The organism is Variovorax sp. LjRoot175, assembly GCF_964253805.1.
Classification (GTDB): Bacteria; Pseudomonadota; Gammaproteobacteria; order Burkholderiales; family Burkholderiaceae_C; genus Variovorax.
Genome location: NZ_CAXURY020000002.1, coordinates 527,405 through 545,697 on the forward strand (window position 1 = coordinate 527,405; position 18,293 = coordinate 545,697).

Annotated in this window: 18 protein-coding genes; 3 read left to right on the plus strand and 15 right to left on the minus strand. The window is 66.3% G+C overall.

The window, feature by feature from the left end:
- Nucleotides 1-120: 120 nt before the first annotated feature.
- Nucleotides 121-288 (minus strand): hypothetical protein, encoded by a 168-nt coding sequence (locus tag ACSQ89_RS32525; protein ID WP_436294643.1) that lies wholly within the window; start codon nt 286-288, stop codon nt 121-123.
- Between the two features lie 283 nt (nt 289-571).
- Between ACSQ89_RS32525 and ACSQ89_RS32530 the strand changes: the two genes are divergently transcribed.
- From ACSQ89_RS32530 to ACSQ89_RS32540, 3 genes are all read left to right on the plus strand, one after another.
- Nucleotides 572-937 (plus strand): hypothetical protein, encoded by a 366-nt coding sequence (locus tag ACSQ89_RS32530; RefSeq protein WP_436294644.1) that lies wholly within the window; start codon nt 572-574, stop codon nt 935-937.
- A gap of 101 nt (nt 938-1,038) precedes the next feature.
- Complete coding sequence (locus tag ACSQ89_RS32535; RefSeq protein WP_436294645.1) at nt 1,039-1,350, plus strand: hypothetical protein; 312 nt, start codon at nt 1,039-1,041, stop codon at nt 1,348-1,350.
- A 284-nt stretch (nt 1,351-1,634) separates the two neighbouring features.
- A complete protein-coding gene (locus ACSQ89_RS32540; RefSeq protein WP_436294646.1) occupies nt 1,635-3,224 on the plus strand; it encodes a sialidase family protein in 1,590 nt (529 codons plus the stop codon).
- Nucleotides 3,225-4,087: 863 nt separating this feature from the next.
- On the opposite strand, the gene ACSQ89_RS32545 is transcribed toward ACSQ89_RS32540, so the two are convergent.
- The 14 genes from ACSQ89_RS32545 to ACSQ89_RS32610 all read right to left on the minus strand — a co-directional run bounded on the left by ACSQ89_RS32545 (nt 4,088) and on the right by ACSQ89_RS32610 (nt 18,270).
- The gene (locus ACSQ89_RS32545) at nt 4,088-5,287 is read right to left on the minus strand and encodes an NnrS family protein (protein ID WP_436294647.1); all 1,200 of its coding nucleotides are present in this window, start codon (nt 5,285-5,287) and stop codon (nt 4,088-4,090) included.
- On the minus strand, nt 5,287-6,351 hold the full coding sequence (locus tag ACSQ89_RS32550; protein ID WP_436296844.1) for a hypothetical protein: 1,065 nt from the start codon (nt 6,349-6,351) through the stop codon (nt 5,287-5,289). Before ACSQ89_RS32550 ends, ACSQ89_RS32545 begins: the two co-directional genes overlap by 1 nt.
- Before the next feature lie 86 nt (nt 6,352-6,437).
- The gene (locus ACSQ89_RS32555; RefSeq protein WP_244504032.1) at nt 6,438-6,731 is read right to left on the minus strand and encodes a metal-sulfur cluster assembly factor; all 294 of its coding nucleotides are present in this window, start codon (nt 6,729-6,731) and stop codon (nt 6,438-6,440) included.
- Nucleotides 6,732-6,811: 80 nt separating this feature from the next.
- A complete protein-coding gene (locus tag ACSQ89_RS32560; protein WP_093110357.1) occupies nt 6,812-7,279 on the minus strand; it encodes an RrF2 family transcriptional regulator in 468 nt (155 codons plus the stop codon).
- Nucleotides 7,280-7,301: 22 nt separating this feature from the next.
- Entirely contained in the window at nt 7,302-9,614 is a 2,313-nt protein-coding gene (locus tag ACSQ89_RS32565; protein WP_436294649.1) for a nitric-oxide reductase large subunit, read from the minus strand.
- Nucleotides 9,615-9,650: 36 nt separating this feature from the next.
- Nucleotides 9,651-9,944 (minus strand): DUF2249 domain-containing protein, encoded by a 294-nt coding sequence (locus tag ACSQ89_RS32570; protein ID WP_093110355.1) that lies wholly within the window; start codon nt 9,942-9,944, stop codon nt 9,651-9,653.
- A gap of 91 nt (nt 9,945-10,035) precedes the next feature.
- On the minus strand, nt 10,036-10,233 hold the full coding sequence (locus tag ACSQ89_RS32575; RefSeq protein WP_436294650.1) for a putative zinc-binding protein: 198 nt from the start codon (nt 10,231-10,233) through the stop codon (nt 10,036-10,038).
- Nucleotides 10,234-10,251: 18 nt separating this feature from the next.
- Complete coding sequence (gene trhA, locus ACSQ89_RS32580) at nt 10,252-10,869, minus strand: PAQR family membrane homeostasis protein TrhA (RefSeq protein WP_436294651.1); 618 nt, start codon at nt 10,867-10,869, stop codon at nt 10,252-10,254.
- Nucleotides 10,870-10,881: 12 nt separating this feature from the next.
- Nucleotides 10,882-11,781: an acyltransferase gene (locus tag ACSQ89_RS32585; protein ID WP_436296845.1), complete on the minus strand. Its 900-nt coding sequence runs from the start codon at nt 11,779-11,781 to the stop codon at nt 10,882-10,884.
- Nucleotides 11,782-11,948: 167 nt separating this feature from the next.
- Nucleotides 11,949-12,500, minus strand: a complete 552-nt coding sequence (locus tag ACSQ89_RS32590; RefSeq protein WP_436296846.1) for a hemerythrin domain-containing protein — start codon at nt 12,498-12,500, stop codon at nt 11,949-11,951.
- A complete protein-coding gene (locus ACSQ89_RS32595; protein WP_436296847.1) occupies nt 12,497-13,123 on the minus strand; it encodes a nitroreductase family protein in 627 nt (208 codons plus the stop codon). The genes ACSQ89_RS32590 and ACSQ89_RS32595 overlap by 4 nt, the downstream gene beginning before the upstream one ends.
- A gap of 126 nt (nt 13,124-13,249) precedes the next feature.
- Nucleotides 13,250-15,655 (minus strand): adenosylcobalamin-dependent ribonucleoside-diphosphate reductase, encoded by a 2,406-nt coding sequence (locus tag ACSQ89_RS32600; RefSeq protein WP_436296848.1) that lies wholly within the window; start codon nt 15,653-15,655, stop codon nt 13,250-13,252.
- A gap of 297 nt (nt 15,656-15,952) precedes the next feature.
- Complete coding sequence (gene hemN / locus ACSQ89_RS32605) at nt 15,953-17,371, minus strand: oxygen-independent coproporphyrinogen III oxidase (protein WP_436294684.1); 1,419 nt, start codon at nt 17,369-17,371, stop codon at nt 15,953-15,955.
- Nucleotides 17,372-17,826: 455 nt separating this feature from the next.
- On the minus strand, nt 17,827-18,270 hold the full coding sequence (locus ACSQ89_RS32610) for a universal stress protein (protein WP_436294656.1): 444 nt from the start codon (nt 18,268-18,270) through the stop codon (nt 17,827-17,829).
- Between the last annotated feature and the right edge of the window lie 23 nt (nt 18,271-18,293).

The window sequence follows — 18,293 nt, forward strand, 5'->3', positions numbered from 1 at the left end:
AGCGCTTGACCCTGCCGACCTTCGCCTTTGGGGCCCTAAGCGGACCCTCGTCTCGGGCTCCAACCTCCGTCCCTCGACGACGCCCTGTTGTCGAAGATTTACCCTTCGGAGCCGAATGAGCTACGCACTGCGAATATGGGAAGACCCGCAGCCGGCGCATCGTCGCCCGACATGAAGAGCACGCGACGTCCGCCGCTCGTGCGGGTCGGCGGCCATCACCTCCACCAAGTCGCGAAAGCTCAGCTTGAACCACAGGTACCAGGGCTGGCCTTTGAACAGTTCGTCCATGCTCTGCAACCGCTGCGCCATCGACTCGCCACCGCAGGGGCGATTTGCACCGGGTGGTTGCGGGCCTGGCCTCGGCCGGCGGTGGGGTGATGCAGACCAGCAGCGCGGCGGCCTGCTCCTTGCGGGGTCGAGCTGCCTGACTTCAATTTATAAGCCTACAGCCAAAAGGCACGCACCGTTCCCGGCACAGCGCCCGGCCGAGAGCACGTGGCGGCGGGAGAACCGCGCAGGAAGGCCGTAGGGGTGTTTTTCAGGGGGCGGCCGGCCTGACTGGGAGAGCATCATGACGACAACGATTTCGAAACAGGTCTGCTTCCAGCTCGACAGCCGATTGACCGCGGCTGAAGCCGCGCTGGCGGCTGACGGCATAGCATGCCCAGTTCTCGTGGCGGTCGTTGCGGAGTTTCGGCGGAAGTTCGCGAAAACGCGGCCCGCGGTGGAAGGCGCCCCTGCCCCCGGCCAACGCGAGGCCGTATTCGAGCTTGAGCAGGCGGCCGATAGCGCCAAGTGGGCGGCTTTGGCCGACCCGGGTGCGTCCGAGCAGATTAAGCTGGCGATCGTCGCCGCGCACGACTCGATCTGCTGGTTCAAGGCGACCGGCTGCCTGCTCGACCGGGAGTACGCCGAACAAGACCCGCTCGCCTGCTAACCTGAAGCGTCGTGGGTCGCTGTCGATCGGCGCCGAGGACGCAACCCCGAGGCGTGCGCATCAAGCGGACCTCCGCCGGCAACCTTCACCATGAGCTTGCAATGAAGAATATCCAGGTCATCGACGGCGCCGTGAATTGCGTCTACGACATCCTTGCCGCGACTGACGAGGAGTTCTCGCTCATTTTCCCGGCTGGACAGGACGTCGCGTTCATCGATGAGGTCTACGAACGCGGGCTTGATGAAGCAACGCTCAACAGCGCGTTCAAAGCGCTATGGACACGGCGTGTAGTCAAAGCACAAGCCATGGGAATTCATGGCTTGCTGTTCTACCAATTGGACGAGAAGAAGCCGAATTACCCAAGTAGGCGAGATGAGGAAGCAGTAAACCCGGGCGGCTCCAGACTGCGATAGATGCACATGCCGGCAGCGCGCATGGCTGGCTGGCTGGCAGAAAGCTCTTCGGCAGAATGCGGCCATCACCTGGCCATCACCAGCCATTCAATGTTGGTGCCAAAAAGCAGTCGCTCAACGCCGCTCTCGACCCATTGCTGCTGTTAGCAAATTTCGAGTCGAACGTCCGCTTGACATTTTCGAGACCGGCCATTGCCACCCGGTTTCCGCAGGGGGCACGCCGTTGACTCCACGCGCGCCCACGCAGCACGATGCCTTGACATGGCTTTCGAGGCGAGCGCACGATGTGGCCTCCTTCGATACAGCAGGAGGAAGGCATGTCACAGCTTCCATGGCTTACGCGCGGATCGGCATTCCTCGGCGCGGCGGTGCTCGGCCTGATGCTCGCCGGCGCGCCCGATGCGGCGCGCGCGCAGGTGGCGATCAGCGGGTTGAGTCTCAACCCCGACGGCGGCAACCCGAACGACCCGCTCGCAGTCACCGCGTGCAACGGCGCGCCGCAGCTCGGCGTCGTCTATCGCAACAGCGAGACCGAACCCTACCTGGCGGTCAACCCGCACAATCCGAGCAACATGATCGCCGGCTGGCACCAGGACCGCTGGAGCACGGGCGGTGCACAAAGCCTCGGCGCCGCGTACACGTTCAACGGCGGGGCGACCTGGCAACAGGTGAGCATCCCGTTCACGCGCTGCTCCGGAGCGGCGCGCGGCTCGGCAGGCGATTACGAGCGCGGCAGCGATCCGTGGATCAGCTTCAGCCCGAACGGCACCGCGCACTACATGGCACTGGTCGAGGATACGTCGGTCAATGAGAACGCGATGATCGTCGCCCGTTCGACCAACGGTGGCGTGACGTGGTCTCCACCCGTCGTCATCGCGCGCAATCCGGCCCGGGATCCGGTGTTGCGCTCGCTGTTCCACGACAAGAACACGCTCACCGCCGATCCCTTCAATTCCCAACTCGTGTACGCGACGTGGACGCTGTTCAGAACCGGGATCACCTCGCTCGTCTTCGCGCGCTCGGCCGACGGCGGGCAGACGTGGTCGCCGGCGATCCCGATCGCCACGATGGGTAATGCAGCGCCTGCCGAGCAGGCCGTGTTCCGCCAGGGCGCGCAGATCGTCGTGCTGCCGGACCGCACGCTCGTGAACGCGTTCTTCCGCCTCCTTCTCGACGAGACCACGGGTCGCGTCACGTACGAGCAGGCGATTCTTCGCTCGACGGACCAGGGCCGGCATTGGACACGTGTCGACACGCGGGTCGCTTCATTCGCAAGCGTCACAGCGGTTGACCCCGAACTGGGCATTCCGGTGCGCGACGCGCAGGAGCTGCCGATCATCGCCGTCAACCGGGCGACCGGTCAGCTCTACATGACCTGGCAGGACGGCAACGCCAACAGCGGCGGCCGCGCCGGCATCGTCGTCGCGCGCTCGAACGACGGCGGCGCCACGTGGTCGACGCCGGTGCGCGTCAACCAGGGGACGGCCGCCGGCGTGCAGGCGTTCCTGCCGGTCGTTGCGGTCGATGCGCAAGGGCGGGTCGGCGTGCTCTTCTACGACTGGCGCAATGACGTGCTCGGCGACCCGGGGTTGAGCACCGACGTGTGGTTGTCGCTGTTCGACGCCGACCTGAACTACCTCGGCGAGCGCCGGCTCACGCCGCAATCGTTCGACATGCGGCAGATGGTCATCACCGGTCCGCGCGGCTTCTTCCCCGGCGACTACGTCGGGCTTTCGACCGTCGGCACCGATTTCGTCGCCGCCTTCACCGTTGCCAACAACCTAGGCCTGCCGGTCGTCTTCCCGCAGAACAACAACGGCGTGTTCGTCGACAGCCACGACCGCCAGAGCGTCGTTTTCGTCCGGCAGCCTTGACGATGGCCGTGTGCGAACGGGTCGGGCGGTGCTTGAGATTGGGCGTCGCGGCGGCGGACCCGAGTCGTGGATCGGGCGCATGCATCGCGGCGCGGTCGAGGTGGACGATTTGCACGCACGGGCCCTTCGCGGCGCTGAACAGGCCGAGCTGGGTGTCGATGAGGGCCTCTGCGTTGAGCGCGCGGATGGCATCCGTTGCAGGGCTGCAGAGCTGACGATCGACCAGCTTTCGTGTTGTCGCCCACGGCCCACGATGAAGGTCCGCCCTGGAGAAATTCCCACGCCCTACGTCGACGTATGACTGCTGTACTCGGGCAACGGTCGTTGCCTGCGGCGCCTTTGGAGCACACGGATGATCTTTTTGGCCGTTCAGAAACTTTGACGAAGATCAGCTTCTCTTGATGTTGAAGGACCGCAACAGCCCCAACCGGCTGTTCGCGCCCGGCCGCCGGCAGTTCGTGACCGGCTCGCGCGACACGGAAGATTCAAAGATGGGTAAAAACCCGCCCGAAAGTTCAACCTGTGTTGCGCAGCGGGTTCAAAGTAGCTTGGCAGATCTGCTCCCAAGTCCTTGATGCGCAACGCCTCGGGGTTTGCGTCCTCGGCGCCGATCGACAGGTGCAGAACGACACTGGCGAGGCCAGATCGACGATCGCCAGGTCCCAGCCGTGCGGGTGCTCGACCAGCCAGGTCAGGCCTCGGAGCTCGGTGTCGGCGCATCCCACGATGGCGAGGTCAGCGCAGTGGCTGAGGTCTTCCGTGAGGCGGACACGGGCCGCTGCGCTGTCCTCGGCCATGAATATGCGAAGCTTTGACATGATGCAGACGTTGGGTGGCGCGAATGCGTATGGAGGTCGGCGAGCTCAGCCAGGCTTGCCGTCCAGGCGGGGGCGGGTCAGCACGGCCCAGTAGCGCACGGCATACAAGCCGAAGCCCAATGTCCAGAAGGCGCCGGAAACAAGCACGGCGGCGAGGGTTTGGGACGGTGCGACGAGCGGCACGAAAATCCGCACGAGCGCGGCGAGCAGCACCAGCACGAAGCAGGCGGTATCGACCTGGTCGGCGCGCAGGATTCGAGCGGTGTGACCTCGCGCCGTGCGGACCATCATCCCGATGATGAGCCCCCCGGCCGCGCCGACGGTCAGCGCGTGGGTCGCCAGCGACGGCGACACCCAGCCATGCAATGCCAACACCCGCAACGCGAGGTGCACGGGAATCCATGCGTAGGCCAGGTGCAGCACGAGAACGAGTGTGTTGTTCAGCGTTTTCCAGGGCTGCCAGAGCAGCCAACGCACGAGATGCACGAGCGCCGCCGGCACGGCGATGGCTGCCACGACAAGCGACGGCAGACCCATTGCGTCGCTGATCGGCAGCGCGATCAGAGAGCCCAGCGCCACCTTCTCGATCAGGGGGTGTCGCGTCGCATTGGCGCCGGAAATGCCGTTGTTGGTGAACATCGGGATCACCCGGCCGCCCATGACCGCCATGATGAACAGCAGGACATCCAGGGCCAACTGGATGCCGATCCATGTCGGCGTCTGGATCACGCCGAGGGCCGAGAGATGGAAGGCGAATGCAGCGCCCGACAGCACCAGCAGCAATCCAATGAAGAAGTAGTTGCGGCGGTTGCGTGCAGTCACGAGAGGGATGGCCAGCGCCACCGCGCACGCCAGCGGAAACGCCGCGTTGACGACGGCGGCCGTCCAGGCGAAGGGCGTGAGAACGAGGACGCGCCCTGCCACCCACAGCGCCGCCAGGGCGGCCAGCGGCAGTCCCACGGGCGTCGGCTGGCCCGACCAGTTGCGCCCCGCGGTGAAGAGGAAGCCGACGATCACGGCGAGGGCGAAGCCGAACAGCATTTCGTGTGCATGCCACAGCGGGCCCTGGAGGTAGGCCCCCGGCAGCCAGCCGGCGAACTGCATCGCCCACAGGCCGATGGACAGCGCGGCGAAGGCGCTCGCGAGCAGATAGAACGGTCGGAAGCCGAGTTGCCACAGGGCAAAGCCGGGCCCTTCTTGGGCCGCGGGTGGTTGCGCGCGTTTGACGACGGTGAAGGGCGCCATTACTGGGTCTTTCTGGCGCCGGCGGCGCCGTGTTGGAGTCGCCACGCCACGGCCGCGCCGGCCACGGTGGCGGCAAAGAAGCCGATCGTCGCTGCGTTGAATGAGGCGCCGGCGGCGCGCAGCGGTTCGCTGAAGGTCCCCAGGACGAGCCGCATCAGGAGCGACAGATGCAGGGCAGCCAGCGGCAGATAGAAGAAGGCGCCGAACTGCAGTTTGACCCGTGCGATCGCCGGCAGCACGACCGGCGCGTGCCCCATCATCATGCTGACGACGAAGCCGATTCCCAACGCGTGCAGCGCTGCGTCGCGGGTGGCCCATCCGAGCGCCGTCGTGGCCCACGCCACGCCGGCGATCCCGAGCCAGGCGTAGCCGCCCAGGAGACAGACCGCCATGTAGCGGCTGATGCCGTGCGCGAACACCGTGCGTCGCGCGACATCGAAGGTCACCAGCCACGCGGCGAGCAGCACGAGCGCCGTGCCGTAGACCAGCCCACCGGCGCGCGGCGCCACGCCCGACCATGCGGCGCCCGCCAGCAGCAGCGACAGCACGACATGCAGCGTGACGCTGGCGCTCGGGCGTCGGCGCATGAGTCGCGTCATCTCCAGGCGCTCGGCGGCGATCGTCATGACGAGAAAGGCGAACCACCAGGGAAAAACTGCATTGCCGCCATGTCCCAGCGCGAACAGAACGTTGCCTGTCACCCATGCGGCCGCGCCGACCAGCAACAGAAGGGTGTGGGCCGCGTGTTGGCGCCGCACGACGACCGCGTTGACCGCAAGGAAGGACACCGCCGCCGCCACGCCGAGCCACGCGCCGGCGGCCTGCTGCCCAAGGACCAGGCACAGCGCGCCGGAGCCCGACGCGAGCGGCGCGAGGAAAGCCGCACGATGCTTGACGGCCACTGCGCGTTCGATGCCGATGACCGTGCCCAGAAAGCCGCAGATCATGAGGGCCGCATGCACCAGCAGCACCTGGCCGGTCCAGGCGAAGGAAAGCGGATCCGGCACCGCGACGCCGAGCCGCCAAAGTCCGCCCGCGACACCTGCCACCAAGGAGACGGTCACCAGCGCACCGAACACCACGCGCGCGAAGATCCATAGGCGGGATGTCGATGCCCGACGGCGGGCTCGGACGGCAGGACGTTCGGCGTTCACCATCCCATGAACCGTCTGGCGTTGGCGCTCATCCGGTCTGGGGTCCAGGGCGGCTCCCACACCAGTTCGATGCAGATCTTGAGATCGGCCGGGAGGACCTTGTCCAGCTCGAGCTCTGCATCCTCGATGATGAGGTCGATGACCGGGCAGGCGGCTGAAGTCATCGTGATCAGCACGTGCGCGGTTGTGGTGTCGACCGTGACGCCGTAGATGAGGCCGACATCGACGATGTTCATCGAGACTTCCGGATCGACGACGCGTGACAGCGCTGCGGCGATCGGCTGGCGCAAGGCTTCCGGTCCGTCGTAGGGAATGGAAGCCGCCTCGAGAGTTGCCTGCTCTGGCGTACGAGCGCGACGAGAGGAGGAGGTCATGCCGCCCCCTTGGCAGCGCGACGCACTGGGGCTTGATCGACAAAGAATATTGCGGAAAGCGCCTCCCGGTTGTGAACCAGGTCCGCCAGCGTGTAGCGATGCAGCACCGCATGAAACGCCGCCACGGCCTCATCCAGCACGCCGCGCAGACGGCACAGGCCGGTGATCCGACATTCGCCACCGCCTTCCCCGAAACATTCCACGATCGCGTTGCCTTCGGTGTGACGCACAACGTCGCCGATATTGATCGAGTCGGGCGCCTTCGCGAGCGACAGACCGCCTCCCTTGCCGCGGACGTTGGCGAGCCACCCGTGCTTGCCCAGGAAATGGACCACCTTGGTCAAGTGATGCTCCGACACCGCGAAAGAGGAGGCGATCTCGGCGATGGTGGCGCGTCGCTCCGGCTGCGCGGCTAGGTAGATCAGCACCCGCAGGCTGTAGTCGGTGAAGGCGGTGAGCTTCATGATCTCTCACGGGCAAGCCGCCTCACCGTTCGGCCACGTGGCCCGCCTGGACGGCCAGACCTTTGCGGCCCTTCAAGCGCGGCGATGTTTGCGGCGCAGATTGCGACGCTGGGCGGCGCAGCAGACGCAGCGCGTACCCGGCGAGCAGCACCGCGCCCAGGGCGAAGACGATGTCGCCCGGAACACGCATCCAGACCAGGATCTCCATCACGCGGGAATGCACGATCTCGGCAGAGCGGGCGTACCACAAGCCTTGCGTGACGCTGGCCCAGGCCTGGTAGATGCCGGCGGGCAGCAGCGACAGGAACACCATCATGGCAAGACCGATGTTGAGCGCCCAGAACGCGGGCTTGAGCAAGCCGTCGGCGTGCAGCTCGCGCTCGTACAGACCGCGCAGGCAGAACAGCATCAGCCCGATGCCCAGCATCCCGTAGACGCCGAAGAGCGCGGCGTGGCCGTGGGCGGCGGTCATGTTGAGCCCCTGCACGTAGTAGAGCGAGGCGGGCGGGTTGATCGCGAAGCCGAGCACGCCGGCACCGATGGTGTTCCAGAAGCCGACGGCCACGAAGCACATGATGGTCCACTTGTAGGCGGCGAGCCAGGGCATGGCCTGCGACCGCCGGTAGGTCTGCAGTGCCTCGAGGCCGATCAGGGTCAGCGGCACGACCTCGAGCGCGGAGAACACGGCGCCCACGGCGATCACCGACGTCGGCGTGCCGGTGAAGTAGAGGTGGTGCAGCGTTCCGAGGATGCCGCCGAACAGGAACACGATGGTTTCGGCGATGATCGCTCGGTTGGCGCTTTCGGTGCGCACCAGGCCCAGACGCGTGAAGATGAGCGCGACGACGGCGGTGGCGAACACCTCGAAGAAGCCTTCCACCCACAGGTGCACCAGCCACCAGCGCCAGTACTCGATCATCGAGTAGTGGGTGTGCTGTCCCCAAACCAGCGAGGTGGAATAGAAGCCGCCGATGCAGGTCGCCGACAGGAACACCATCGCGATCAGGCCTCGCGATGCCGAGGGCTTGGTCAATGCCGGCCACAGCGCGCGACCCAGCAGGAAGACCCAGAAGAGCAGGCCGACGAACAGCAGCACTTGCCAGACGCGGCCCATGCTCGTGTATTCCAGGCCCTGGTTGCCCAGCCAGAAGCTGAAGTCAACGCCACGGTGCTGCAAGGTGCCGAGCCAGCCGGTCAGCGTGGAGCCGACGACGATGGCGATCAGGGCCCAGAAGAGCACATTCACGCCGAGCTTCTGCAGCTTGGGCTCGCGGCCGGACAGCAGCGGGGCGATGTACAGGCCGGTGGCCAGCCACGCGGTCGCGATCCAGAAGATGCCGATCTGCGTGTGCACCGTACGGCTGACCACGTAGGGAAGCAGCTCGGCCAGCGGAAGCCCGAAGAACGACTGCCCCTCGACCGCATAGTGGGCCGTGATGACCCCCATCGCGATCTGCAGCAGCATCAGCCCGATCACCGCGAAGAAGTACTTGCGCGTGGCCTTCATGGAGGGCGTCGCGGTGGCACCGAGCAGCGGGTCCGCCTTGGGCGGCTGCGCCTCGGCTTCGTGCCTCTGGCTGCCGTGCAGCCACAGCATGGCGGCGATGGCTGCCAGCAGCAGGACGATGCTGACCATCGACCAGACGGCCGCGGAACTGGTCATGGTGTTACCGACCAGCGGCTCGTGCGGCCAGTTGCTGGTGTAGCTCAGTCCCGTCTCACCGGGTCGGTCGGTGGCCGCAGCCCACGCTGTCCAGAAGAAGAAGGCGGTCAGTGCCTGGCGGTCGGCGCGATCGGGCAGCGTGTCCAGCGTCATGGCATATTGCTCGCGCAGCGTGGCGACCGAGCCGTCGTGGCCAAACAGGGCCTCATAGTGCGCGGCCGTTTCTCGGATCGCCTGCGCGCGTTCCAACGAAACACTGACCACACCACTCGTGCTGTCGTAGGTGTTGCGCCGCATCTCGTCGATCACCGTGGCGTCGAGCGCACCGCGTTCCGATGCGCTCAGCGCGGAGGGCTCCTTGCGGTAGGCCTGTGCGTGGCGATTCTTGAGCGCAACGGCCTCACGGTGCAGCCAGTCCGCGGACCAGTCGGGTGCGACGTAGCCGCCATGGCCCCACACGGAGCCCAGCTGCTGTCCGCCGGCCGACAGCCAGACCTGTTGGCCCCGCTGGACCTGCTCGCCGGTGAAGATCACCTCGCCGTTGGAGGCGGTGACGGATGCGGGAATCGGTGGGGCCGTCAGGTAGATCTGCACGCCCAGGTAGCCGAGTGCACCGAACGAAAGTACGAAGATGAAGGCGAGCCAGCGCCACAGCCTGTTGTTGTTTCTCATGACATTTCCTTGGGTCATCGAAGAGGGGCCCGGCGTTCAGGCGCCGCCGCATCCACCGCAGCAGCCCCCGCTCGCATTGGCGGTGAAGGCCGGGATCTTGGTGATGGCAACGCGCCACACCGAGGGACCTTCCTCGAGGTAGTTCCATGCGAAGCGGTTGGGCCACTGCGCTTGCAACTGCGCGCAAAGCGGCCTGGGATCGTGGTCGTTCACGAGTTCGATGGCGTGGCCGTCGTCGAGGGCGGCGAAGGTCGAAAAGATGTGCGAATGACGAAAGCGTGGTTCCAGAACTCGGACATCGACGGTGGAGGAGAAGGCTGCAGATTTCACGGGGATTCCTTGTGGATAGCGAAGGGGCTAGAAGGTGTATTCAAGATGCATCTATGCTAGGAAAGAGCCTGCCGTGAGATGTTGATCTGCATCAAGGTCCGCATCGAAATCGAGGTCGCCTGCGAGCGCCATCGGAGCGCTGCGCTGCGTCACCGGCTTGAGCGCAGATGCAGGACATCTCGCCGATGTCTCGACGGTCCAGTTGCAGTGCAGCGTGGCTCGCCAGCAGCGCGGCGCTGGAGCAGCCGGAGCACGACCAGACCAAGGGGCTTGCGGCGGGATCGTTCAAGCGGCCTATCCATCATGGTCAGGCCACGTAACGCAACACCGTGTAGAAGTGACAGCCGCTTCCGGCCAGCACGAACAGATGCCACAGCCCGTGGCCGTGACGGACCTTATGGTCGGTGGCGTAGAAAAGCAGGCCGACCGTGTAGCAGGCGCCGCCGGCCAGCAGCCAGCCGAAGCCCGCCGGCGTGAGCGCCCGCCAGAGTGGCCACGCCGCTACCAACGCGAGCCACCCCATGAGCATGTAGATTGCCAGCGACACGGCGCGCGCGCCTCGGGCGAGCCAGATTTCCTGGACGATGCCGGCCAGCGCCAGCCCCCACACGACACCCAGCAGCGACCAGCCCCATGCGCCACGCAGCGACACCAGCGCGAACGGCGTGTAGCTGCCGGCGATCAGCAGGTAGATGGTGCAGTGATCGAATTTGCGCAGGACATCTTTCGCGCGTCCCTTGAAGCTGTGGTACAGGGTCGAGAACAGGTAGAGCGCGACCAGCATCGCGCCGTAGATGCTGAAGCCCGTGATCTTCCAAGGGTCGCCCGCGCGACTGGCCTGCGTGATCAACCAGGCGGTGCCCGCCGATGCGAACCCGGTGCCGGCGAGATGGCTGATGCTGTTGAAACGTTCGCCGCGGTACATGCCTTGCAATGCTTATTCGCGAGCGCTGCGGCGCTCGCCCAGCAAGCGCTGGATCAGGCGGTCCTTCTCTGCCCATTGGGCCTCGACCCATTCGCGAATCCGCTGGCGGTGCGCCCTGTCGCCCGATGAATCCCCGCCCAACAGTCTGGGCGGAATGGCACATTGACGGACGTCGACGGTGACGGCCTTCACCTTGCCGCACAGCAGCGCCCAGAAGCTGGGCGTCCCCTCGGGGTAGACGATGGTCACGTCGAGCATGGCCTCGAAGCGCTCGCCCATCGTGGCCAGCGCCACGCCGAGGCCACCCGTCCTGGGTTCGAGCAGATGGCGGTAGCTGCTGTTCTGCGCGGCATGCTTGGCCGCCGTGAAGCGGGTGCCCTCGGCGAAATTGATGACTGCCGTCGGAACGCGCTTGAACTTCTCGCAGGATCGTCGGGTCGCTGCCAGATCCCCTCGATGCGCATTCCGGCCTCGGCCGCGTTTCATGAACGGAAAGTCGAGCGCCCACCAGGCCAGCCCGATCACCGGCACCCAGATGAGCTCGCGCTTCAGAAAGAATTTGAGAAACGGGATGCGTCCATGGAAGGCACGCTGCAGCACCAGGATGTCGACCCAGCTCTGGTGATTGCTCGACACCAGATACCAGCCGCGGCGATTCAGGCCCTCGAGGCCCCGGATCCGCCATGGCGCCGGGCACGCGGGCGCGATCCACGCGTTGTTGACGGCCACCCATCCGGTGGCCAGGGTGTTCAGGATCCGGTCACAGCCGGTGCGCACGCTGCCGGCGGGCACGATCAACTTGACCAGCGCCGGTGGCACCATCAGGGTGAACGCGACCAGCGTGTTCAAGCCGAGCAGTGCAGCGCTGAGGGCACCGCGCAGCAGGGCGAGCATCAGTTGGAGGGCAGACAAGGAATGGCGTGCAGAAGGAGGAGCAGGGCGCCTGCGTTTGCGCAGACCTTGAGTCATTCTGCGTGGGCTGCACCTTTGACTTGTTGATCCCGCTCAACCTTCCATGGCTTGCCGGGCATCGATGGCTGCCTCGCACAGCAGGGCGATCGACCCCACCGTCGGTGCCGTCAGGAGGCCGCACCGCGGCGACGCCGCATCTCCGCGCCCATCGCGTCGCGCGCGTCATCGTCGAGCAGCGCGGCCGCAGCCGGATAGGCGAGCTGCTCTTCGGCTTCGATGTGAGCTCCATACAGGCGCGTGAATGCATCGATCTCCGCTGCACTGGCCGCCGAGATTGCTTGGATCTCTGCGCGCTCGAGCCGTTCGAGGATCGCGCGCACCGTGCGCCAGCGCGCCTCCATCTGAAGATGGTCCTGCTGCAGGCGAGCGACCAGCGCGAGCATGGAAGGATCGCCGCGCGCGACCAGGGTCGGGAACACATGCATCTCCTCGTCGAGATGGTGCTGCGGCGCGGCCATATCGAAGTAGCGCATGACGTCGCGGGCGGCCTGCCGCGCCTGTTGATCGGCGCCGTGACGCGCGACATGGGCGCGCAGCCGCTCGAGCAGCCCGAGGGTGCGCTGCAGGCGCTCATGGCAGGCTTCCATCATCTCGAAGGGTTGTTCGAATCCGACCGCTGGCGATGCGATGAGAGAGGCCAGGCGCGAAGAGCGGTTCATGGCGCGGGGACCAGTTCGGAGACATAGCGCCCGAGGTCCGGCCGCGCCGGACCGGCCGCGTGCGCCAGCACGGTGCCCACGCTGATGAAGCAGAGCGGTTCCTCTTGTGGGTCCAGAGCGAACAGCGCGCGCAGTCCGGTGGATTGCAGCGCCTTGCCGGAGGTCAGTGCCGAACCGTAGCCCAGGACTGTCGCGGTCAGAAGCATGTTCTGGATGGCGCATCCGGCCGACACGATCCTCTCGGCGGCCGGAATCTCCTCGTTGTCGGGGCCCAGCCGCACGATCGCCAGCATCAGGACCGGAGCGCGAAAGGCCTTCTCGCGCGCCTTGCCCCGTTCGTCAGGCGTGGCTTGCTGCAGGGCCTGCGCGAATACATCAGCGAGGCGCCCGCGTTGCGGCGGCGGCACGATGACAAAGCGCCACGGGACCAGGCCGCCGTGATCCGGGGCCGCGGCCGCGGCGCCGAGGATCTGCTCGAGTTCGGACCGCTCAGGTCCGGGCGTGCCGAGCCGCTTGGGCAGTACCGTGCGGCGCGTGTGCAGGAGTGCTGCCAGTTGCCGTTCAGTGACAGGCGGATCAGCCAGGACGGCCGTCGCAGCGCGGGCGTCCGTATCAGGAGGCATGTCGAATTCCCCGGATGAGCATGAGAGCGGCTCGCAAAAGGGCAACGAGCGTCAGCATGGTCCGGCCGAGCCGGAAGGTCAAGGTGGCGGAAACACGCAGCAGCGTCGCGGCCGCCCGGGCCGCGTTCATCCGCAACTTCCGAGGTGCCCGCACTGCGTGCAGTAGTCGCAGCCGTCCTTTCGGATCATGGCGTGGGCGCCGCATTCCGGGCACTTGGCGCCTATCAAGGGGGAGGGTGCAGCAGCCGTCGGCGTCGAAACGTCCGGCGCCGTTGGCGCCGAGCCGCTTCGCTTCGCGATCAGTTGCTGAATCGCGTACGCAATGGCGCCGACTTCGGAGTCGTGCCACATGGGCACCTGGCTGCCATCGGCCTTCACGTGATGGCCCAGACGCACGGGACCGCGGTCCCATGCCACCTTGCGCATGTCGGCGAGCGCGCGTTCGAGGAAGCCCCCGCGTGCGGCCAGCGACAGCAGCCGCATGCTCGCGGTGATCCACTGCTGCGATTCGCCGCTCTGGCCCACGGGCATGAAGAACTCGATGGCCCGTTCCCGCCCGTCGGCCAGGGGCAGGAAGGACACCACCAGATAGAGCGTCTGCCGGCCCTGCTGCGTCCAGTACTCGATCTTCTCGGCGCTGGCATTCAAGGCACCCGTCGGACGGCTCTCGATCATCGCGCGCATCGGGTCGGCCGCGGCGTTGTCAGCGCGCGAGGGCGCGCCCTCTTGCGCCGTCGGCGCGACCTCCAGCACCGACCCCAGGATGCTGTTGGGCCGGTAGGTGGCCAGTCCCTTCAGGTTGGCGGTCCAGGCGTGCAGGTAGAGTCCCTTGAAGTCCTCATAGGGGTAGTCGGCGGCCACGTTGACCGTCTTCGAGATGGCAGTGTCGACGAAGGGCTGCACCGCTTCCATCATCGCCAGATGGCCGGCCGCGGGCATCGACAGTGCCGAGACGAAGTAGGCGGGTAGCGCGTCGGTGTCCCCACCCAGGGAACGGTACAGGCGCCAGGCGTGATCTTCAACTTCGTACTCGGAGATGCTGCCGTCGGCTTCGCGCTTCTTGCGCCGATAGGTCCAGGAGAACGCCGGCTCGATGCCGTTCGAGGCGTTGTCGGCGAACGCCAGGCTCACGGTGCCGGTGGGTGCGATCGACACCAGATGGCTGTTGCGGATGCCATGCATGCGGATCTGCTCCTGCAATGCCTGGTCCAGGCGACTGGCGAAGGTGCCGCGCGCGAGGTAGCGCTGCGCATCGAAACGTGGGAACGGACCCTTCTCGCGCGCCAGCGCCACCGACGCGGCGTAGGCGGCGTCGCGCAGGCTGCGTGCAATGCGCATGGCCATGGCCCGGCCCTCGGGCTGGTCATAGCGCTGGCACAGCATGGCCAACGTGTCGCCCAGCCCCGTGAAGCCCACGCCGATGCGGCGCTTGGCCATGGCTTCGGCGCGCTGCTGCGGCAACGGCCAGAAAGTGAGGTCCAGCACGTTGTCGAGCGCCCGAACCTGCAGTGCGACGGCTTCGTTGAAGCGCTGGAAATCGAACTGCGCCGCCCCGCCGATCCCGAACGGGTGGTCGACGAAGCGCGGCAGGATGATCGGCCCGAGGTCGCAGCAGCCGTAAGGCGGCAACGGCTGCTCGCCGCAGGGATTGGTCGCCTCGATGTGCTCGCAGTAGCGCAGGTTGTTGTCGTTGTTGATGGCGTCCGTGAACAGGATCCCCGGCTCGGCGAAGTCGTAGGCCGAACGCATGATCGTGTCCCAGAGGTCTCGCGCCGGCAGGCGCCGGTAGATCCAGTGGCCGTCCGGGGCCTGCGTGGCGCCTCGCGCGATCAATTCGGACCCCGGCTTGGCGCTGTGCACGAGCGCCCATTCCTCGTCGGCCGCCAGCGCGCGCATGAACTGGTCGCTGACCGCGACGGACACGTTGAAGTTGTTCCAGCGCCCCGGCGTCCGCTTGGCGGTGATGAACTCCTGCACGTCGGGGTGGTCGATGCGCAGCACACCCATCTGCGCGCCGCGGCGCGCCCCTGCGCTCTCGACGGTCGCGCAGGACCGGTCGAACACGTCGATGTAGCTGCACGGGCCCGAGGCCAGCGAAGCGGTGGCGCGCACCTGGGCGCCGCGCGGGCGGATACGGGAAAAGTCATAGCCCACGCCGCCGCCACGGCGCATGGTCTCCGCGGCCTCGCGCAGTGCCTCGTAGATGCCGGCATAGCCGGCCTCGTCCTGGCCTTGAATGCAGTCACCTACCGGCTGCACGAAACAATTGATCAACGTGGCATCGAGCTCGGTGCCGGCGGCACTCATGATGCGCCCGGCCCCGATGGCCCCTGCGCGAAGGTTGGCGAGGAAGCGCGCCTGCCACTGGGCGCGTTCGCCTTCGGCCTCCACCGACGCCAGCGCGCGCGCGACGCGCGCAAACAGGTCCTCGGCCTCCTGCTCGCCGGGCTTGAGGTACTTTTCCAGCAGCACGTCGCGGCTGATGGGCTGCACGGGCAGCAACGAGCCCAAACCAAGGTCGTCGCGCTTCATACGACGGTCTTCTTGGTCGCGGCGCCCGAACGGCACGAGCCGGCGCCCGGGTCGAACAAGCGGTGCTCTTCGCGAGCGCTTGAGCGGGCATCGCCGCGCGCGGCGGGCCGCTGCGAACGGGTTGGGCTGGATATGACTGTGTGCTGATGCACGATGGGTCTCCTGAAGGGTGCTTGAGCTCGGCGATCAGACGCTCGAGCCGTCCGTGACCCACGTCCGGCAAGAGCCAGTTGGGCCGTCGACGATTGGCGAGCTGCAGGCGAGGTGCATTTGGCAGGGCGGGGTGCGACGCAGTGGCTAGATGATCCGGGAGAAGCGAGCGCGCTTGCGATCCGTTTGCAGATAGCGGTCGAAGACCATCGCCACGGCCCGTACGAAGAACCAGCCTTTGTCGGTGACCGTGAGATCGCGGTCCGTGAGGCAAACGAGGCCGTCCGCCTCCAGCTGGCCGAGAGCGGCCAGTTCGGACGCGAAGTAGTCACGAAAGGTGATCAGGTGGGCGATGTCGATCGACTCGAAGTCGACATGGCCCTGGCACATGATGGCCATGATCACCGCGCGACGCAGCACGTCGTCGCGCGACAGCGCGAGCCCGCGCACCACCGGCAGCCGTCCCTGGTTGAGATGGTCGTAGTAGTCCTCCAGGGTCTTTGCGTTCTGGCTGTAGGTGCCGCCAACCCTTCCGATCGCCGATACGCCAAGCGCGACAAGGTCGCAGTCCGGCTGCGTGCTGTAGCCCTGGAAATTGCGGTGCAGCCGACCTTGGCGTTTGGCGACAGCCAGGCTGTCGTCCGGCAACGCGAAGTGGTCCATGCCGATGTAGACATAGCCAGCGCAGGTGAGGGCGGCGATGGAGCGCGACAGCATCTCGATCTTCGTGGCCGCGTAGGGCAATTCGTCGGCGGCGATCCGGCGCTGCGGCTTGAACCTCTCGGGCAAGTGCGCGTAGGCATAGAGGGCGATGCGGTCCGGACGCAGCTCGCAGATCTGCGCCAACGTGCGGTCGAACGAGGCGGCGCTTTGACGCGGCAGTCCATAGATCAGGTCGACGTTGATGGACTGGAATTTCAGCTCGCGCGCCGAGGCGACCAGATCGAATACTTGTTGTGCGGGCTGGATGCGATGTACCGCTTGCTGGACGTCCGGGTCGAAGTCCTGGACGCCGAAGCTCAAACGATTGAAGCCCAGTCGGGCCAGGTGGGCAAGGCGGTCGGCGTCGACCGTGCGTGGATCGATCTCGATGGAGCATTCGGCGCCCGGCGCGAACGAAAAAGCTTCGCGCAGCATCCGCATCAGGTCGGTCAGGCCGTCATCGCTCAGGAAGGTCGGCGTCCCGCCGCCAAGGTGAAGCTGGCTCACCGCCGTCCGTGCGCTCAATTGCGCCGCGTGCAGGGCGATCTCCTTCTCCAGGTATCCCAGGTACTCACGCGCACGGGAGGCATGCCGCGTGATGATCTTGTTGCACGCGCAGTAGTAGCACAGCGATGCACAGAACGGAATGTGGACGTAGAGGGAGATGGGAGTCATGACTGCGCTGATGCCCAGCCTTCGCTGCCGCGCCGCGGCACCGTAGTCGTCAGGGCCGAAGGCCTCGACAAAGCGGTCCGCCGTCGGATAGGACGTGTAGCGAGGCCCGGCCACATCGAAGCGGGCCAGCACGTCGGCCGAGACCGAAGACGGGGAGGTTTCGTGGGGCGGAGCCAGGACAGTGGACATCATTGCGTTCAACCAAGGAAAGGCAGGTCTTCACTGTGCCTTCGTCGCGCCGGTCGTTGGTTGATGCTTGTCAACATAAGCAGCCGGACCGCTCGGCAGGAGGCATCTGAACAACGATCTGGACGAGCGCCGATGACGACGATGACGACGATGACGCCGAGCGACTCGGCCCCGGCCAGACGCTGGCAGGAGAGCGGTCGGATGCGGCGTCGAGGCGATGACTGCTGCGGCGGTCAGGGGGCGGCGTTGAGCTGTGCGCGGAGCTTGCAAGCTGAAGCGCCCGCGCTGCGTGATGCCTACGAACAGCAGGTGGTCCAGATCAATACGGTCCCGGAGACCTCAGCTTCAGCGCTCGTTCGAAAGGGCATCCACATGGGGTTCGAGCCGCGGTCGGCAGCAAATGGATCAGCGCGCAGCGCGCCTTGGTGCTTATCAGGAAAGCGCACGGGCCAAGGTCAGCGCAGTACAAGCACGGGCACGTCGGAGTTCGCAAGCACATGCGCGGTTTCGCTACCCAGGAAAGCGCGTGCCAGCCCTTTTCGTCCGTGCGAGGCCATCACGATGAGATCGCTGCCGTGCTTGCTGGCGGCACCAATGATTGAATCGGCCACTCGATTCGATTTGACAGACGCCGTGCTGACCCGTACGCCGCATGCTTCGGCGCGCTTCTCGAGCGCCTCGAGCATGGTCTTGGCCTGCTCAGCGCGCCGGCACCCGATGCGGTCGATCTCCTCGGCTTCGAATTCGATGGTGCCGTCCATGTAGCTCTTGGCTTGCCGTCGTACCACGGTCACGGCCCTGAGCTCGGCCTTGTGCTCCGCAGCCAGGTCGATGGCTTTCGAGACGGCCTTTTCCGCCAGCACGGAGCCGTCAGTGGCAACAAGAATGCGCTTGAACATGAACTGTCTCCTCGGAGGTTGAG